Raw genomic sequence first — 18,379 nt, forward strand, 5'->3', positions numbered from 1 at the left:
CGCGATGAACCATAAAAAAGGCCGACATTGAATGTCGGCCTCTCTAAATCTAACTTAAAGCTACAGCTAAGATTACTTAGACATTACTTTGTAGATTGGGTCTTCTGCAACGTTCGCTTCAACTAAGCTACCTGCTTTGTGCAGCATAGCAACACAGTCTTGGCTTAGGTGGCGAAGGTGAAGTGTTTTACCTAGCGCCGCGTAACGGTCAGCAATCGTGTCGATCGCTTCAATTGCAGAGTGGTCAGTCACGCGTGAGTTTGCGAAATCAACGATTACATCTTGTGGATCGTTGTATGCGTCAAACAACTCTAGGAAGTTAGCCGTTGAACCAAAGAAGATTGGGCCGTTAACTTTGTACTCTTTTGAGCCTTCAGCGTTTACTGATGTATCTGCGTAGATGTGTTTAGCATGTTGCCAAGCAAACATTAGCGCAGAAGCGACAACACCAACACCTACTGCCACAGCAAGATCAGTCAGTACTGTTACTACGGTAACAAGAACGATAACGAAGAAGTCTTGTTTAGGAACGCGACGCGCAAGCTTGAAGGTTGCCCATTCAAATGTGCCGATAACAACCATGAACATTACGCCCACAAGTGCTGCTAGAGGAATCATTTCAATCAGTGCAGAACCGAACAGGATGAACATCAGTAGTGCAACTGCGGCGACGATACCTGAAAGACGACCACGACCACCTGAGTTTACGTTGATCATCGATTGACCGATCATCGCACAACCACCCATCGCACCGAATACAGAACACGTTACGTTAGCCATACCTTGACCAACACATTCACGGTTAGATTGACCACGAGTGTTTGTCATTTCGTCTAGTACTGTCAGTGTCAGCAGAGATTCAATCAGGCCGATAGCCGCAAGGATAATTGCGTAAGGCAGGATGATCTGTAGTGTATCTAAAGAAAACGGAACAGCAGGAATTGAGAATGTTGGAAGAGAGCCCGCTAGCGTAGCAGCTTCGTCACCAGACATTGTACGTAGGAAGTCGACAACAGTGCGAGTTTCAAGGTCAAGACCCACAACCAAAGCCGTTACTGTAACAATAGCAACTAATGAAGATGGTACTGCTGTTGTTAGCTTAGGTAGGAAGTGGATGATAGCCATTGTAAGGGCTACTAGACCTAGCATTAGTGTCATTTGACCGCTTGGTAACCAAGTCAACGCACCTGTTACGTCTGGCGCTTTAAATTGACCAAGTTGAGCTAGGAAGATAACAATGGCCAAACCGTTCACGAAACCAATCATTACTGGGTGTGGAACGATACGGATAAATTTACCTAGTTTAAATACACCTGCTGCAATTTGCAGAAGGCCAGCCAGCATAACGGCTGCGAATAGGTATTGAACACCATGGGTTGCCACTAGGCTCACCATTACAACGGCCATTGCGCCGGTTGCGCCAGAAATCATACCTGGACGGCCGCCAAAGACAGAAGTGATTAAACCTACGATGAATGCTGCATAAAGACCAACCATTGGGTCAACGCCAGCAACAAAGGCGAATGCTACAGCTTCAGGTACCAGAGCCAGGGCTACTGTAAGACCTGAAAGCACGTCATTCTTTACAGAGTGCTTTGAAAATTGTGGGAATTCGAACATGTTTGCTCAGCTATGCTTAAGATGGATTTACCGACACGGGTGTATTGCGTAGCCAAACAGTGATGGAAAAGAGCGGCAATAGCGAAGTGTCGAAAAGATAAGTGCGCGAATGCTACCCAAAAATGTGATTAAGTTCAAGGTTGAACCTAACTTTGAGTAATATATCTGTTAATTTTTATTCGATTAGTAGATATGAAAAAGGCTGCTTTAATAAGCAGCCTTTGATTCTATTTACTCGCGATTACCTATCAGTAATCACTAGTAGTTTGGCTTAGTCATCGCCGCGCCAGCTTTGTTCGACGCTGCCTGACTGCCTGCACCTTTCGATACAAAACGTTCAGTGCGGAACGGAGCTGCAATCACTTCAATCTCTTTGATCTCTTGAGGACCAGGAGCTTTAGTCATTGGTGAACCGGCTTGCTTCTTAGCAACAGCTGCCTTTGGTGCCGCTTTAGGAGCTTCTGCTTTAACAACAGGTGCTTCTTCAACTTTTGCACTTTCAGCTTTAGGCGCTTCAGCTTCAACAACTGGTGTTGCTTCTGCTTGCACAGCTTCTGCTACAACAGGCGCTTCAACTTTCGTCGCTTCTGCAATCACTGGAGCTTCAACTTTCGCGGTTTCAACAACCACTGGTGCTTCTTCAACGACTGCAGGAGCTTCAACTACAGCAGCATCTTCACGACGGATGATAACTTTACCCATTGCAAGCTCTGGACATGCGAAGCCGCCAGTCATTGCTACGTTGCTTTGTGGTGCCGTCTCTAGAGCAACATTCTGCTCTTGAACAGATGTTTGAGCTTCAGCTGCTACTTGAACTTCAGCCACTTCAGGCTTTGCCTGCTTGTGGTGAGGTTTTGGAATGAAGCGAGGCATCACTTTACCCATAGCCATCTCTGGAGAAGCTACACCACCTTTACGTAGGCGGAATGGGTTAGGGCGACGATCACGACCGCGACGACGACGTTGACCACTTGCACGTAGGTGACGTGGAGAACGACGGTTACGACGTTGTTTCGGCTCTTCCTGTTCAGTTTGCTCTGCATTCGCTTGAGTTGCTTCTACTTGTTCCGCAACTTTTTGCTCTTGAGCTACTGACTGTTCTTTTGAAACAGATAGTTCTTTAGCAGCAACCTGCTCTTTTGAAGCGTTATCTTCAGCTTGAGCTTGTTGGTCTTTAACACGAACTTGCTTGTTCAGTTTACGACGCTGACGACGCTCTTTAATCTTAGCTGCTTTCGCTTCAGGTTTAGCCTTAGGCGCTTCCGGTTTACCAGCTTGTGCTTCTGCTGCTAGCTGTAGACCTTCTTCTGCTAATTTAGATGGTGCTTGCTCTTCGCGTTGCTTCTGCTCATCACGTGGCTTGTTGCGACGGTCTTGCTTAGGCTTGCGAGGCTGACGAGTTTGCTGTGGAGCTGCTTCTTTTTGCTCTTCAGGCTTCTCATCACGAGCTGGCTTACGGCGGCGTTTGTTGTCACGGTTTTCGTTACGATTGTCACCACGTTCACCACGGTCGTTACGCTGTTCGCCACGCTCACCACGTTGGTTACGACGACGGTTATCGTTACGATCACGGCGTTGACGGTTGCCGTTGTTACGATTGTTTTTAGGTTTTTCTTCTTTCTTCTCTTCTTCTTTTTTCTCTTCTTGAGTTGAAGAGCCAAATAAGAAGCTACCGATAGCTTTGAAGAAACGACCAATTAGGCCTGGTTCTTGAGTCGCTGCTGGTTCAGCTTTCTTCTCTTCTACAGCTTTAGGTGCTGGAGCAGGAGTTGGTGCTGATTGAGCAGGAGCTGCGAAGCCTTTCAGAGCAGGTTCTTCGATCTTCTTAGGACGAATAGTCTGTTCAGCAGGCTCTTTGCTTTCCGCTTCTTTTAGAGCTTCTAGCTTGTTAGGCAGCAAGTAAGATAGTAGATCGAACTCTTCACCTTCACGAACACGGATAACCTCAAAATGCGGCGTTTCCATGTCTGAGTTAGGAACAACAGTGATCTTAACTTCTTGGTTCTTCTCGATGTGGTTTACTGAGCGACGTTTTTCGTTCAGAAGGTAAGAAGCGATTGGAACAGGCACAACAGCAAGTACTTGTGCTGTGTTGTCTTTTAGAGCTTCTTCTTCAATCAAACGTAGAACAGAAAGTGCTAGAGATTCGTTATCACGAACAACACCAGTACCTGTACAACGAGGACAAATGTGGTGGCTTGCTTCTGCTAGTGATGGGCTCAAACGTTGACGAGACATCTCTAGAAGACCAAAGCGAGAAATACGACCAATCTGAACACGTGCGCGATCTAAACGAACGGCATCACGTAGACGGCTTTCTACTTCGCGTTGGTGGCGAACCGGGGTCATATCGATAAAGTCGATTACAACAAGACCACCTAGGTCACGTAGACGTAATTGACGTGCAATTTCATCGGCAGCTTCTAGGTTAGTGTTAAGTGCTGTTTCTTCAATATCGCCGCCCTTTGTTGCACGAGCAGAGTTGATATCGATAGAAGTCAGTGCTTCTGTTGGGTCGATTACGATAGAACCACCAGATGGAAGACGAACTTCACGTTGGAAAGCAGATTCGATCTGGCTTTCAATCTGGTAATGGCTGAATAGTGGCACTTCACCATCGTATTTCTTAACGCGATTCATGAAATCTGGGCGTATTAATTGAATGTGCGCTTGTGCACGTTCAAAAATAGTATTGCTGTCGATTAGAATCTCGCCAATATCACGACGTAGGTAGTCACGAATTGCGCGAACAATAACGTTACTCTCTTGGTGAATTAGGAAAGGAGCTGCATTTGAATCAGAAGCTTGCTTGATAGCGCCCCAATGGTTCAATAGAACATTCAGGTCCCACTCTAGCTCTTCTGCGCTTTTGCCAACACCCGCTGTACGCACGATTAAGCCCATACCTTGAGGAAGCTCAAGAGTGCTTAATGCTGCTTTCAGTTGAGTGCGTTCATCACCTTCGATACGACGAGAAATACCGCCAGCACGAGGGTTATTAGGCATAAGAACTAAGTAACTACCAGCCAAAGAGATGAAAGTTGTCAGTGCAGCACCTTTGCTACCACGTTCTTCTTTCTCTACTTGTACGATTACTTCTTGGCCTTCTTTTAGCACTTCTTTAATGCTAGGACGGCCTTGGTATGTATAACCTTCAGGGAAGTATTCGCGGGCAATTTCTTTAAGAGGGAGGAAACCGTGACGTTCTGCGCCGTAATCAACGAATGCCGCTTCTAGGCTTGGTTCAATACGGGTAATACGTCCTTTGTAGATATTCGCTTTCTTTGACTCGTGACCTGGACTTTCGATATCTAGATCGAACAGTCGTTGGCCATCAACCAAAGCGACACGCAACTCTTCTTTTTGAGTTGCGTTAATTAACATTCTTTTCATTTAGAAATTCTCATTGTCTTTTCTTATTTTCATCATTGTTCTTATCGCTTTATTTCGTTTCTCATGGTGCCAGATCCCATGGCTTTATCGGTGCAGCCTCCCGGCTGGAGAGGGATGCTCTGGGGCACGTCAGTCATCATAGGGAGTTAGCCTATGATCCGCGATGTGGCGGTGAATACTCAACATGAGTGTACGTGAGTAGAGCGATAAGGAACTCAGTTGACCGTGTCTTACGCCGATTGCAGCACTGTCTAATCTGAGTTATCTACTCATTTACTTGCTTATGAATGGTTAACTGTTTAAATAATAGTCAAACCACTGATAGCAGCTGTGAACTATAGCAGCGGTCGGTAAACACAGCAATCTGCTTTGTCGGAATGCTGTAAAAAAAACAGTTTTTGTTTGGGTTTTGATAGCTCTAACTCACTGTCTATAAATAATTTATCAATTGATATTTTAATTTGCAGGAATCTTGATGCTTTTTTGTTCGAAGAATCAAAGAAATATAGAACTTCAATGACCATTTTGGGATAGATCGGTAAGGATTAGGGATAAATAAGTTCGGAATAGGGCTAAGAAAATATCAATTATCAAAAGTGACAGTGATACAATAGCGCAATGAGCGAAATTAGAACCCAAGTCCAATTCGTCGACATTGACGAAGATATGGCTGGTCAGCGTATTGATAACTTCTTACGCAACCAATTAAAAAACATCCCGAAAAGCATGATTTACCGAATCGTGCGTAAAGGCGAAGTCCGCGTAAATAAAAAACGCATTAAGGCTGAGTACAAACTAAAAGCTGGCGATTTAGTTCGTATCCCTCCGGTTACTATTGAAGAGAAAACAGAAGAGAACGTGCCGAGCACGAAACTCAACAAGGTTTCAGAATTAGAACAGTGCATCATTTATGAAGATGATCACATGCTAATTCTTAACAAACCGTCTGGCACTGCTGTTCATGGTGGTAGCGGATTAAAATTTGGCGCGATTGAAGCATTACGTGCTCTTCGCCCTGATGCTCGTTTTCTTGAATTAGTGCACCGTATCGATAGAGATACGTCTGGCATTTTGCTTGTTGCTAAGAAGCGCTCGGCGCTAAGACACCTTCAAGCACAGTTCCGTGAAAAAACGGTTCAAAAATACTACTTCGCTTTAGTTATGGGCGAATGGAAGAACAGCTGCAAAGTCGTCAACGCACCTTTGTTGAAAAATGAAGTGAACAGCATTGTTCGAGTTAACCCGAATGGTAAAGCTTCTGAAACCCGTTTTAAGGTTTTAGAAAAATTCCAAGAGGCGACGTTGATTCAAGCAAGCCCAATTACAGGCCGAACACACCAAATTCGTGTGCACGCTCAGTATACTGGTCACCCAATTGCTTGGGATGATCGCTACGGTGATCGTCGTTTTGACGCTTACACGGGTAAGGTTGGTCTTGATCGTCTGTTCCTACATGCAGCAAACATCAAGTTCACACACCCAGGTAGTGAAGAGAAGATGGATATCTCGGCGCCAATGGAAAGAAGGCTAGAGAAAGCCCTAACTGGTTTACGTAAGCTTTAAGAAGATACGAGATACGAGATACGAGATACGAGATACGAGATACGAAGGTATAGAGTGCCTCTAAATTTGTTCTTCAGTATCCATAAATGAGAAAGGTTGACGAATATCGTCAACCTTTTTTGTTTTCATCTGTTGTAGAAGATCCCCAAGTCGCTCGTTCCTCGCTCTTGAGGATGACGACTTTTTAAAATCACGCTCTATATCATTAGTTGGTTAGATAAAATTGCGTGTTCCGCCATTCCCTAGACTGACGAAGGAAGGAGTAGGGATCTCTAACAAAGAGAGCGTATCCGTTATAGTACACCCATTCCTTGCGCTTCTAACATATCGACTAGATCGATCAGCGGTAAGCCGATCAAAGTATTTGGGTCTTTCCCTTCCATCTGTTTAAACAACGCGATGCCTAACCCTTCACACATAAAGCTACCTGCGCAGTAATAAGGCTGCTCTTTCTCAACATAACTAATGATCTGTTGCTTAGTTAAATCGCGGAAATGCACTACAAAGGTGTCGAGACGCGTGTCAGCTTCATTGGTTTCGTTGTTCCAAACCGAAAGCCCAGTATAAAAAGTAATGCTCTTGCCGCTTTGACGAGATAACTGCTCGATCGCTTTTTCTCGAGTGTGAGGCTTACCAATGATCTCTCCATCAATTACGCAAACCTGATCAGAACCAATGACTAAGCTAGGTTGCTCCACAACACAAGACTTAGCTTTGGTCTCAGCAAGGCGCATCACCAACTGTTGTGGTGTCTCTTCTGGAAGCGGCGTTTCATCGCAGTCTGGCTTGGCTGTAATGAAGCTTAACTGTAGTTTTTTGAGGATCTCTTGCCTAAATGGTGATGTAGAGGCTAAAACTAGTTGGTAATTTCTCATTTTAATTTACAATTCAAGGAAGCATTTATCTCAGGATAACGTAACTTGTCCTGCTATTCATAATGCTCTGAATAGGAAAGGCAGGAAAGTACATTTTTTTTGCCATTTCCTTTGACTAAACACGATTTGGAAGATAAGATTCGCGCCCTATGCAAAAGGAAAAAATACCGCGTACAGTTGATCCGGCAAGAACGGCTCAAAAACGACTCGATATGGATGGTATCATCCAGGTCAGTCTTTTGAAGCGTTTAACTGAAGCAACTGAAGGCGTAAAACGTGACGCGCAAGTCTCAATGTCATTTGGGCTTGATGAACAACGATTAGTCGTTATCTCTGGTAAAGCTAACGTCGAAGTCGATTTAGAGTGTCAACGTTGTAATGAGGTTTTCGCACATGAGTGCGATGTCCAATTTACTTATACTCCTGTTTACAGTGAGAAAAGTGAAGAGGAAGCACCGGAAGAGTACGATTTGGTAGATCTGAACGAGTACGGTGAGTTAGACCTGATTCAATTAGTTGAAGACGAGTTCATCCTTGGATTGCCACAAATAGCAATGCACGACGATGCGAAATGTAGCGTTAACTCAAATAACTTGGTGTTTGGTGAACTTCCTGAAGAAATTGAGGAAGACAAAAAGCCGAATCCATTTGATGTTTTAAAAAGCTTAAAGAAGTAATTGCTTCTTTAAGAATTTACATAGGAGTAGGGTCAATGGCCGTACAAAAGAGCAAGAAATCACGTTCAATGCGTGGCATGCGTCGTTCACACGATGCGCTAACTACAGCTGCACTTTCTGTAGACGCAACTTCAGGTGAAACTCACCTACGTCACAACGTGACTGCCGAAGGTTTCTACCGCGGCAAAAAGGTTATCAACAAGTAAGGTTGACCTTTGCAAAATCTAACCGTTGCGCTTGATGCAATGGGCGGGGACTTCGGTCCTCGTGTAACAGTGCCTGCCGCCGTGCAGGCACTGTCGTATTTCCCAGAGCTAAAAGTCATTCTAATAGGTGATCGAAACGCGATCACATCTCAATTATCTTCATTAGGTCGAATGCCTGATTCTCGTTTGAGTATCCAGCATTGTGATCGAGTCATTTCCAATTCTGAAAAACCTTCACTAGCCTTACGTAATAGTCAGGGTAGCTCTATGCGTGCCGCTATCGATCTGGTTGCCGAATCACAGGCTGATGCTTGTGTGAGTGGTGGTAACACTGGCGCATTGATGGCTTTATCCCGTTTCAGACTCAAGCTTCTTCCCGGTATTGATAGGCCTGCATTGGTTTCAGCTTTGCCTACTGCATCCGGAAATCGCACATGGATGCTTGATTTAGGGGCGAACGTTTCTAGTGACGCAGATTCACTGTTTCAGTTTGCTGTCATGGGCAGTGCATTAGCAGAACAACATTTAGGTCGCGCACCACGTGTCGCTATCTTGAATATCGGTGCAGAAGAAATTAAAGGCAATGACCTTGTAAAACGATGCGCTGAAATGTTGTCTAATACTCAGTCTGTGAACTTCATAGGCTATATTGAAGGTAATCAATTACTTCAAGATGCTGCTGATGTCGTCGTATGTGATGGTTTTGTGGGCAATGTTTGCTTAAAAACGTGCGAAGGTACGGCTCAGCTCTTTATTGATAAGCTAAAAACGCGCATGATGGCTTCAACAATAAAGGGGTGGATAGCCAGAATGCTGTTTTCTGAGCTATTTACTGAATTAAAAACCTTGAACCCCGACCAGTATAACGGCGCAAGTTTGTTAGGATTGCGCGGCATTGTCATTAAAAGTCATGGAAGTGCTGATGTGTCTGCAGTCGTCAACGCGATTGGTGAAGCAGTACACGAGGTCAAACGACAAGTCCCCAGCCGCATTAGCGATCGTTTGGAAGCGGTTTTACTCGAGAGGCATTATTAGTCTTCATGTATAGCAAAATTTTAGGTACTGGCAGCTACTTGCCATCTCAGGTGCGTACTAACGCAGACTTAGAGAAAATGGTAGAGACTAGCGATGAGTGGATCGTTGCTAGAACGGGTATTAAAGAGCGTCGTATTTCAGCGGAAAACGAAACCGTTGCTGATATGGCGTTTTACGCTGCTGAAAATGCCATTGAAATGGCAGGTATCGACAAAGAAGATATTGATTTAATCATCGTTGCGACAACCAGCAGTAGCCACACATTCCCGTCTTCGGCATGTCAGGTACAAGGCAAGCTTGGTATCAAAGGCTGCCCTGCGTTTGATTTGGCTGCAGCGTGTTCTGGTTTTGTCTACGCACTGTCTGTTGCTGATCAACACATCAAGACTGGCATGTGTAAGAACGTTTTGGTAATTGGTGCTGATGCACTGTCAAAAACCTGTGATCCGACTGACCGCTCTACTATCATCCTATTTGGTGATGCAGCAGGCGCGGTGGTTGTAGGCGCAAGCGAAGAGCCAGGTATTTTGTCTACTCATATTTACTCTGATGGTAAATACGGTGAGCTTCTAAGCCTAGAAGTACCAGAGCGCGGCGGTGATGCAGACAAATGGCTGCACATGGCGGGCAACGAAGTATTTAAAGTGGCGGTAACTCAGCTTTCTAAGCTAGTTAAAGACACCTTAGCGGCGAACAATATGGATAAGTCAGAGCTTGATTGGTTAGTTCCACACCAAGCGAACTACCGTATTATCTCGGCAACCGCTAAAAAGCTGACGATGTCGCTTGATCAAGTAGTGATTACTCTTGATAAGCACGGCAACACGTCAGCAGCTACCGTACCAACGGCCCTAGATGAGGCTGTTCGCGACGGGCGAATTAAACGTGGTCAAACGCTTCTACTTGAAGCATTTGGCGGCGGCTTCACTTGGGGTTCTGCGTTAGTTAAATTCTAACCCTAAGCGATAATCAACAAACAAGGCACATAACTTATGTGCCTTATTCAATTTTTTGCTTTGCTTAAAGGAAAATTACAATGAGCAAATTTGCTATCGTATTCCCAGGCCAAGGCTCTCAAGCTATCGGTATGCTTGCTGACCTAGGCGAACAGTATGATGTTGTTAAAAAGACATTTGCTGAAGCTTCAGAAGCACTTGGTTACGATCTATGGGCATTGGTTCAAGATGGTCCTGTAGAAAATCTAAATGAAACTTTTCGCACTCAACCGGCTCTATTAACAGCGTCTGTTGCAATTTGGCGTGTATGGCAAGAGCTTGGCCTAGAGCAACCTGTAAATCTAGCAGGTCACAGCCTAGGTGAATATTCTGCTCTTGTATGTGCCGGCGTTATCGACTTTAAAGAAGCGATCAAGCTGGTTGAACTACGTGGTCAACTGATGCAAGAAGCGGTTCCTGCAGGTGTTGGTGCAATGTACGCAATCATCGGTCTAGACGATGAAGCGATTGCTAAAGCGTGTGAAGAAGCTGCGCAAGACGAAGTTGTGTCTCCAGTTAACTTTAACTCTCCTGGCCAAGTTGTTATCGCGGGTAACAAAGCTGCAGTAGAGCGTGCTGGTGCACTTTGTAAAGAAGCGGGCGCTAAGCGTGCACTTCCGTTACCTGTTTCTGTGCCGTCTCACTGTGCACTGATGAAGCCAGCAGCAGATAAGCTAGCAGTGGCTCTAGAAGCTCTAGAGTTCAACACGCCAGCATTGCCTGTTATCAATAACGTTGATGTTATTGCTGAAACAGACCCTGCAAAAATTAAAGACGCACTTGTTCGTCAGCTATACAGCCCAGTTCGTTGGACTGAAGGTGTACAAGCGATGAATGAGCAAGGCGTTGAGAAGCTACTTGAATTAGGCCCTGGTAAAGTTCTTACTGGTCTAACAAAACGAATCGTAAAAACTATGACAGCTGCTGCAGTTAATGATACTGCATCACTAGAAGCTGCTAAGTAAATAACCACTTAATAGAGAAGTTATGATGAATTTAGAAGGCAAAGTTGCACTAGTTACAGGCGCAAGCCGTGGCATCGGTCGTGCAATCGCTGAACTTTTAGTTGAGCGTGGTGCTAAAGTTATCGGTACTGCGACATCTGAAGGCGGCGCAGCTGCAATCAGCGAGTACCTTGGTGAGAACGGTAAAGGTCTTGCTCTTAATGTAACGGATACTGACTCAATTGCTGCTACACTGAAAACCATCAACGATGAATTCGGTGCGATTGACATTCTAGTTAACAACGCAGGTATCACTCGTGATAACCTACTGATGCGTATGAAAGACGACGAATGGAATGACATCATCGATACTAACCTAACGCCTATCTTCCGCATGTCTAAAGCTGTATTGCGTGGCATGATGAAGAAACGTCAAGGCCGTATCGTAAACGTTGGTTCTGTAGTAGGTACTATGGGTAACGCTGGTCAAGCTAACTACGCAGCTGCAAAAGCAGGCGTAATTGGTTTTACTAAATCAATGGCTCGTGAAGTTGCGTCTCGTGGCGTTACAGTGAACACTGTAGCTCCTGGTTTCATCGAAACTGACATGACTAAAGCGCTAAATGATGACCAACGTGCAGCAACTTTGGCGAATGTACCAGCAGGTCGACTAGGTGACCCTCGCGAAATCGCTGAAGCTGTGGTATTTTTGGCGTCACCTGCGGCAGCTTATATCACAGGTGAAACACTTCACGTCAATGGCGGTATGTACATGGTGTAAATTATGTGCAACATTTGTGCATGATTTAAGTCAAGATCATACGTAATTTCGGTTAAAATCGTGAAAATTGTGGTTTGACCAGAAAAGTTGACCTTGCAACTTTCAATAGATTGAATAAACTACGGAAAACATCGCATAAAGCGAACTCTGTAAAGGAAAAGAAAAAATGAGCAACCTCGAAGAACGCGTAAAGAAAATCATTGTTGAACAGCTAGGTGTAGACGAAGCTGAAGTTAAAAACGAAGCTTCTTTCGTTGATGACCTAGGTGCAGATTCTCTAGACACAGTAGAGCTAGTAATGGCTCTAGAAGAAGAATTCGACACTGAAATCCCAGATGAAGAAGCTGAGAAAATTACTACTGTTCAAGCAGCTATCGATTACGTAACTAGCGCTCAGTAATAATCTCTCCCAGGCGGTCACCTCGACCGCCTGTGTTTTATCTAACTCATCTATCCTCATCTTAAATCACCTCAATCCCCGGAGTGTAAAATCGTGTCCAAGCGTCGTGTAGTTGTCACTGGCATGGGTATGTTGTCACCGGTAGGCAACACTGTAGAATCTTCTTGGAAAGCCCTGCTAGCTGGTCAAAGTGGTATCGTTAATATCGATCATTTTGATGCAACCAATTTCTCAACTCGTTTTGCAGGTCTAGTTAAAGACTTTAACTGCGAAGAGTATATGACTAAAAAAGATGCTCGTAAGATGGACTTGTTCATCCAGTACGGCGTCGCAGCAGGTATTCAAGCTTTAGATGATTCAGCCCTAACTATTACTGAAGAAAACGCTCCACGTGTGGGTGTTGCTATCGGTTCTGGTATTGGTGGTCTTGGTTTGATCGAAGCCGGTCACCAAGCTCTAACTGAAAAAGGCCCTCGTAAGATCAGCCCGTTCTTCGTACCGTCGACGATCGTGAATATGATTGCTGGTCACATGTCTATCATGCGTGGCCTACGCGGTCCAAACATCGCGATTTCTACTGCATGTACGACTGGCCTACATAACATTGGTCACGCGGCTCGTATGATTGCATACGGCGATGCAGACGCAATGCTAGCGGGTGGTGCTGAAAAAGCATCAACTCCACTAGGTATGGGCGGTTTTGGTGCGGCTAAAGCACTTTCTACTCGTAACGATGAGCCTCAAAAAGCTTCTCGTCCATGGGACAAAGGCCGTGATGGCTTCGTTCTTGGCGACGGTGCAGGCATGATGGTTCTTGAAGAGTACGAACATGCGAAAGCTCGTGGCGCTAAGATTTACTGTGAGCTAGTTGGCTTCGGTATGTCGGGTGACGCTTACCACATGACATCTCCAAGTGAAGATGGCTCAGGTGGCGCACTAGCAATGGAAGCGGCTATGCGTGATGCTGGCATTACTGGTGAACAAATCGGTTATGTAAACGCACACGGTACTTCGACTCCTGCAGGTGACGTAGCGGAAGTTAAGGGCATCAAGCGTGCTCTTGGCGAAGCAGGCAGCAAGCAAGTATTGGTTTCTTCTACGAAATCAATGACAGGCCACCTTCTAGGTGCTGCTGGTTCTGCTGAAGCTATCATCACGGCTATGTCTCTGGTTGACCAAATTGTTCCACCAACAATCAACCTAGATGATCCTGAAGAAGGCTTAGATATTGACTTAGTACCTCACACTGCGCGTGAAGTTAGCAACATGGAATATGCTGCATGTAACTCATTCGGTTTCGGTGGTACAAACGGCTGTTTGATCTTCAAAAAGATTTAATCATCTTATTAAAGACGTAAACACTCGTAGATAGTCACAATTAGACTTGTTTTTAAACGGCTTGATGCTTTAGCATTGAGCCGTTTCTTTTTATGGGGAAAAACATGTTTTGGGTTGATGGAGAAAGCCAGCAAACTATCGATATTTTGGATCGCTCGTTTCAGTACGGAGACGGCTGTTTTACGACAATGCTCGTGAGTGATGGTGAGATACAACATCTTCACGATCATCAGCACCGTGTCGACGAGTGCCTTAAAGCACTACGCATTTCTGCTCTTGATTGGGATGTTGTTAGTCTTTGGCTCGATACTGCGCTTCAACACATCCAACATAACGCTCTTCATGGCACAAAGAGCCTTGATGGTTCAAAGAAGCTCCATAACGCCAACAAGCCTCATAATCAAAAAGCAGGGATCAAGCTGCACGTTAGTCGTGGAGCGGGTGGGCGTGGCTACAGTACCAAGAATATCGCCAAGCCGACAATCACCATCAGTACCTTTGATTACCCAAGCCATTATTCAGCGTGGCAAGACTCCGGTGTTGAACTCGGTATCTGCCATCAAGCGCTAGGTTTGAGCCCACTACTGGCTGGCCATAAGCACAATAATCGCCTTGAGCAGATTTTGATGAAAGATGAAATGGATCAAGCTAATGAAGTGGATGGTGTGGTTCTTGATATATCGGGCAATGTGATTGAAACCACCATGGCCAATCTGTTCTGGCGCAAAGGTCAGTCGATATACACACCTCAACTCACTCAAAGTGGTGTCGCGGGGGTTATGCGTAAGCAAGTGTTAACCGCGCTGAATCAGGCTGAACTTTCCGTTACAATTAGTGACTACTGCTTATCTCAACTCATGCAAGCTGATGAGGTTTTCATGACAAACTCCATTTTAGGGGTTGCCCCAGTTACCCGTATTAGTGATACCCAATTTAACATTGGAACCGTTACTCGTAGCCTTCAAGGACAACTAAACTCGTGATCAAAAAGTTATTTATTTTTATTATCTTGTGCTTAATTGCAGCCGGTGCTGCTGGTTTTTATGTTTACAACCAAGCGCAAGATAACCTGAAACAAGTTATTCAATTAGAAAAACCACAAGTCGTGACTGTTGCTTCAGGTAGCAGCTTTAACCGCGTTCTAGCCCAGTTGATTAACGAGGGGCTGTTTGAGGCTTCTCCTTACGAGAAATTAATCCGTAAGTTACATCCTGAGCTTGTAGACGTAAAAGCGGGTACTTTCCTGCTTGAACCGGGTTTAACCTTAGAGCAAGCGCTACAGGTGCTTGTAGAAGGGAAAGAACACCAGTTTACTATTACCTTTGTTGAAGGCAGTCGTTTTGACGAATGGCTTGTTCAGCTAAAAGACAACGAATTCATTCAACAGACATTGGATGGCGTTTCTGAAAAAGAGATCGCTGAAAAGTTGGGTATTGAAAACGAAAAGCTAGAAGGTCTCTTCTTAGCAGAAACGTACCACTACACCTACGGCACCACTGATTTAGATTTGTTGAAGCGCGCGCATCGAGACCTAATGAGCGTGGTGAATGAAGAGTGGGAAAATCGAGCGGATAAGCTGCCTCTTAAATCGCCATACGAAGCGTTAATTCTTGCATCTATCATTGAGAAAGAGACCGCTGTTGCGTCAGAACGTGAGCGTGTTTCTTCTGTGTTTGTTAACCGTCTAAACAAGCGTATGCGTTTGCAAACTGACCCAACGGTTATCTATGGCATGGGTGACAGCTACGATGGCAACATCCGTAAGAAAGACTTACGCACGCCAACGCCTTACAACACCTATACAATGAGTGGCTTGCCACCGACACCTATCGCTATGGCAGGCAAAGCGTCTATCAACGCGGCGTTGAATCCAGAGAAGAGCAACTACTTGTATTTCGTTGCGAGTGGAACAGGTGGTCATGTATTTTCAAAGAGTTTGACTGAGCATAACCGTGCAGTGCGAGCTTACTTAAAGCAATTAAGAAAAAACAGATAAAGAAATAATTATGAATCAGTCGAAATTTATCGTGGTTGAAGGCCTTGAAGGCGCTGGCAAAAGCACAGCAATCAATGCCATCGTTGAGACATTAAAAGCATCGGGTGTTGAAGATATTGTTAATACTCGCGAGCCGGGTGGTACTGTCTTAGCTGAAAAGATGCGTTCATTGGTTAAAGAAGAGCACGAAGGCGAGAAGCTTCAAGACATGACTGAATTGCTGTTGATGTATGCAGCACGTGTTCAATTAGTCGAGAACGTCATCAAGCCGGCACTCGCCAATGGTCAATGGGTATTGGGTGATCGTCATGATATGTCTTCACAGGCATACCAAGGTGGTGGTCGCCAGATCGCGCGCACGACTATGGAATCACTGAAAGCAACCACGCTAGGCGGCTTTAAACCCGATCTAACGCTATATTTGGACCTAGACCCTAGAGTAGGGCTAGAGCGTGCTAGAGGCCGTGGTGAGCTTGATAGAATTGAAAAGATGGACATCTCATTTTTCGACCGCACGCGTGAGCGCTATCTAGAAATTGCAGAACAAGATGATTCTGTACTTGTGATTAACGCGCAGCAAGAAATTGAGCAAGTAGCCGCTGATATTAAAGTCGCGCTAACTGCTTGGCTCGACAAACAGTAGGTAGTCATGGCTGAAGTGTATTCTTGGCTCACACCGGTATGGAGTGAGTGGAAAAAAAGTCTCGATGCGGAGCGTTTTCCTAACTCTGTGATTGTTAATGCACCGGAAGGGCTCGGCGTTGATGCTTTGATTAGCCAACTTACCGACGCATTGATGTGCACGAACTATGAAAGCGAGTCGTGCGGGTTTTGCCACAGCTGTGAGTTAATGAAGTCGGGCAGTCATCCTGATTTTCATGTGATCTCACCCGAGAAAGAAGGTAAGTCGATCACGGTTGATCAAGTGCGTGCCAGTAACCGCTGGGCTCAAGAGTCTTCTCAGTTAGGTGGTTTGCGCGTTATTTTGCTTAACCCTGCTGAAGTAATGAACGAATCGGCTTCCAACGCACTATTGAAAACTCTGGAAGAGCCATCAAGCAAGTGCATCTTCATTCTGTCTACTCGTAACAGTAATCGCTTAATGCCGACTATTATTAGCCGTTGTCAGCAATTCAATGTGGTTAGTCCGCAGTTAGAGACAGCATCAGCGTGGTTAGATGGTGAAGTGGGCAAAGCGGTACCGCAGTATATTTTAGCACTCAATGACAACGCGCCTTTAAAAGCAAAAGCGATGTTTGAGCAAGGTGGCGTTGAAGCTTCAACAAAAGCGCTCGATGGCTTTGTGAATGTGATAAAAGGCACTCAACCTGACATGCTAAAGTTCTCTACAGAGCTTAGCAAAGACCCTTTGATTCAACTTGGCTGGCTTTGGCATCTATTGTCAGATGTACAGAAGCTGCATTTTGGTTTGGCGAATCAGGCTTTCACTCCGAGTGCGAAAGCACTGTGTGAGGCGATGTCTTATCAAAGTGCTTATGCAGCATCGAATAAACTGCTGACATTGATTGAGCAGTTAAAGCAACACCCTGGGCTCAATACGGAGCTACTCATAATGAATTGGCTGATAGCCACTTGCGAGGAAACATGTTCGTAGATTCCCACTGTCATTTAGACAAACTGGATTACCAAGATTTACACACCAGCGTAGAAGATGTGGTTAACAAGGCGAAGGCTGCTAATGTAGACCAATTGCTTTCTGTCGGTGTGACACTCGATTCGTTTGAAAATATGCTCGAGATGATCTCGCCGTTTGATAACGTTAAAGCCTCTTGTGGCGTTCACCCTCTCGATGTTGAAAGTGATTTCAGCCTAGAGACAATGCGTGAATACGCGAGCAACCCTAAGGTTGTGGCGATTGGAGAGACAGGTTTAGATTATCACTACCAACCAGAGACGGCAGAACTACAACAGATCAGGTTCAAGCAGCACGTTGAGTTGGCTGTTGAGCTTAATAAACCTTTGATCATCCACACGCGTAACGCGCGTGAAGATACGTTAGCTATTTTACGCGATGGTGGAGCAGAGAAGTGCGGTGGTGTGATTCACTGCTTTACCGAAGATCAAGCATTCGCAGAAGCAGCAATGGAACTAGGTTTCTATATCTCAATTTCAGGCATTGTGACCTTTAAGCAGGCTACAGAACTTAAAGAAGTTGTTAAAAACCTACCGCTAAACAGGTTGCTGATCGAGACGGATTCTCCATACTTGGCGCCCATACCATATCGTGGAAAGCAGAATCAGCCTGCATATGTCGTCGAAGTGGCGGCCTACATTGCGCAATTAAAAGGTGTGTCGATGAAAGAGGTTGCCGAACAAACGACCAAAAATTACCAAAAACTTTTTTTGCGATAAAAATCTAAGTAAACAAATAAAAGGGAGCAAAAGCTCCCTTTTTGTGTTTTTGATCACCAAAAATACGTTTTTTTTTAATGTTTACGAATTATGTTGAACTTGAGAGCGCTAATTATAACATTTGTAATTTTGTTACTAAAAATAACATTCGCTCCTATTTTATTTACCCAGTAAAATAATAGG

At 44.9% G+C, this 18,379-nt stretch carries 17 protein-coding genes; 14 read left to right on the forward strand and 3 right to left on the reverse strand.

Features of this window, described 5'->3' with window-relative positions:
- Positions 1-72: 72 nt before the first annotated feature.
- Together AB4249_RS05540 and rne are read right to left on the reverse strand one after the other, a co-directional pair.
- Positions 73-1,620, reverse strand: coding sequence for a SulP family inorganic anion transporter (locus AB4249_RS05540; RefSeq protein ID WP_017062156.1), 1,548 nt, complete (start codon positions 1,618-1,620; stop codon positions 73-75).
- A gap of 258 nt (positions 1,621-1,878) precedes the next feature.
- Positions 1,879-5,013 (reverse strand): ribonuclease E, encoded by a 3,135-nt coding sequence (rne, locus tag AB4249_RS05545; RefSeq protein WP_372102482.1) that lies wholly within the window; start codon positions 5,011-5,013, stop codon positions 1,879-1,881.
- Positions 5,014-5,631: 618 nt separating this feature from the next.
- Here rne and rluC point away from each other — a divergent pair.
- Entirely contained in the window at positions 5,632-6,576 is a 945-nt protein-coding gene (gene rluC, locus AB4249_RS05550; protein ID WP_017054981.1) for a 23S rRNA pseudouridine(955/2504/2580) synthase RluC, read from the forward strand.
- 293 nt (positions 6,577-6,869) lie between these two features.
- On the opposite strand, the gene AB4249_RS05555 is transcribed toward rluC, so the two are convergent.
- The gene (locus AB4249_RS05555) at positions 6,870-7,451 is read right to left on the reverse strand and encodes a nucleoside triphosphate pyrophosphatase (RefSeq protein WP_017067204.1); all 582 of its coding nucleotides are present in this window, start codon (positions 7,449-7,451) and stop codon (positions 6,870-6,872) included.
- A 149-nt stretch (positions 7,452-7,600) separates the two neighbouring features.
- Between AB4249_RS05555 and yceD the strand changes: the two genes are divergently transcribed.
- The 13 genes from yceD to AB4249_RS05620 all read left to right on the forward strand — a co-directional run bounded on the left by yceD (position 7,601) and on the right by AB4249_RS05620 (position 18,196).
- Positions 7,601-8,128, forward strand: coding sequence for a 23S rRNA accumulation protein YceD (gene yceD, locus AB4249_RS05560; RefSeq protein ID WP_017062153.1), 528 nt, complete (start codon positions 7,601-7,603; stop codon positions 8,126-8,128).
- A gap of 35 nt (positions 8,129-8,163) precedes the next feature.
- The gene (rpmF, locus tag AB4249_RS05565) at positions 8,164-8,334 is read left to right on the forward strand and encodes a 50S ribosomal protein L32 (protein ID WP_004737376.1); all 171 of its coding nucleotides are present in this window, start codon (positions 8,164-8,166) and stop codon (positions 8,332-8,334) included.
- Between the two features lie 9 nt (positions 8,335-8,343).
- Positions 8,344-9,369, forward strand: coding sequence for a phosphate acyltransferase PlsX (plsX, locus tag AB4249_RS05570; RefSeq protein ID WP_017062152.1), 1,026 nt, complete (start codon positions 8,344-8,346; stop codon positions 9,367-9,369).
- A gap of 5 nt (positions 9,370-9,374) precedes the next feature.
- Complete coding sequence (locus tag AB4249_RS05575) at positions 9,375-10,325, forward strand: beta-ketoacyl-ACP synthase III (RefSeq protein ID WP_010437276.1); 951 nt, start codon at positions 9,375-9,377, stop codon at positions 10,323-10,325.
- Between the two features lie 80 nt (positions 10,326-10,405).
- A complete protein-coding gene (gene fabD, locus AB4249_RS05580) occupies positions 10,406-11,329 on the forward strand; it encodes an ACP S-malonyltransferase (RefSeq protein ID WP_017063479.1) in 924 nt (307 codons plus the stop codon).
- A gap of 25 nt (positions 11,330-11,354) precedes the next feature.
- Complete coding sequence (gene fabG, locus AB4249_RS05585) at positions 11,355-12,089, forward strand: 3-oxoacyl-ACP reductase FabG (RefSeq protein ID WP_029235138.1); 735 nt, start codon at positions 11,355-11,357, stop codon at positions 12,087-12,089.
- A gap of 166 nt (positions 12,090-12,255) precedes the next feature.
- The gene (acpP, locus tag AB4249_RS05590; protein WP_004737381.1) at positions 12,256-12,489 is read left to right on the forward strand and encodes an acyl carrier protein; all 234 of its coding nucleotides are present in this window, start codon (positions 12,256-12,258) and stop codon (positions 12,487-12,489) included.
- 93 nt (positions 12,490-12,582) lie between these two features.
- Positions 12,583-13,827 (forward strand): beta-ketoacyl-ACP synthase II, encoded by a 1,245-nt coding sequence (gene fabF / locus AB4249_RS05595; RefSeq protein ID WP_010437291.1) that lies wholly within the window; start codon positions 12,583-12,585, stop codon positions 13,825-13,827.
- 104 nt (positions 13,828-13,931) lie between these two features.
- Positions 13,932-14,810: an aminodeoxychorismate lyase gene (pabC, locus tag AB4249_RS05600; RefSeq protein WP_065583975.1), complete on the forward strand. Its 879-nt coding sequence runs from the start codon at positions 13,932-13,934 to the stop codon at positions 14,808-14,810.
- Complete coding sequence (gene mltG, locus AB4249_RS05605) at positions 14,807-15,823, forward strand: endolytic transglycosylase MltG (protein WP_017062149.1); 1,017 nt, start codon at positions 14,807-14,809, stop codon at positions 15,821-15,823. Before pabC ends, mltG begins: the two co-directional genes overlap by 4 nt.
- 10 nt (positions 15,824-15,833) lie before the next feature.
- On the forward strand, positions 15,834-16,466 hold the full coding sequence (gene tmk, locus AB4249_RS05610; RefSeq protein ID WP_017062148.1) for a dTMP kinase: 633 nt from the start codon (positions 15,834-15,836) through the stop codon (positions 16,464-16,466).
- Between the two features lie 6 nt (positions 16,467-16,472).
- Positions 16,473-17,438 carry a DNA polymerase III subunit delta' gene (locus AB4249_RS05615; protein WP_372102484.1) on the forward strand — a complete coding sequence of 322 codons (966 nt, stop codon included), beginning with the start codon at positions 16,473-16,475 and terminating at the stop codon, positions 17,436-17,438.
- Positions 17,429-18,196: a TatD family hydrolase gene (locus AB4249_RS05620; protein WP_372102486.1), complete on the forward strand. Its 768-nt coding sequence runs from the start codon at positions 17,429-17,431 to the stop codon at positions 18,194-18,196. Before AB4249_RS05615 ends, AB4249_RS05620 begins: the two co-directional genes overlap by 10 nt.
- The last annotated feature ends 183 nt before the right edge of the window (positions 18,197-18,379 follow it).

Origin of the sequence: Vibrio sp. 10N.261.55.F4, from assembly GCF_041470465.1 — a bacterium.
Taxonomy (GTDB): domain Bacteria; phylum Pseudomonadota; class Gammaproteobacteria; order Enterobacterales; family Vibrionaceae; genus Vibrio; species Vibrio crassostreae_C.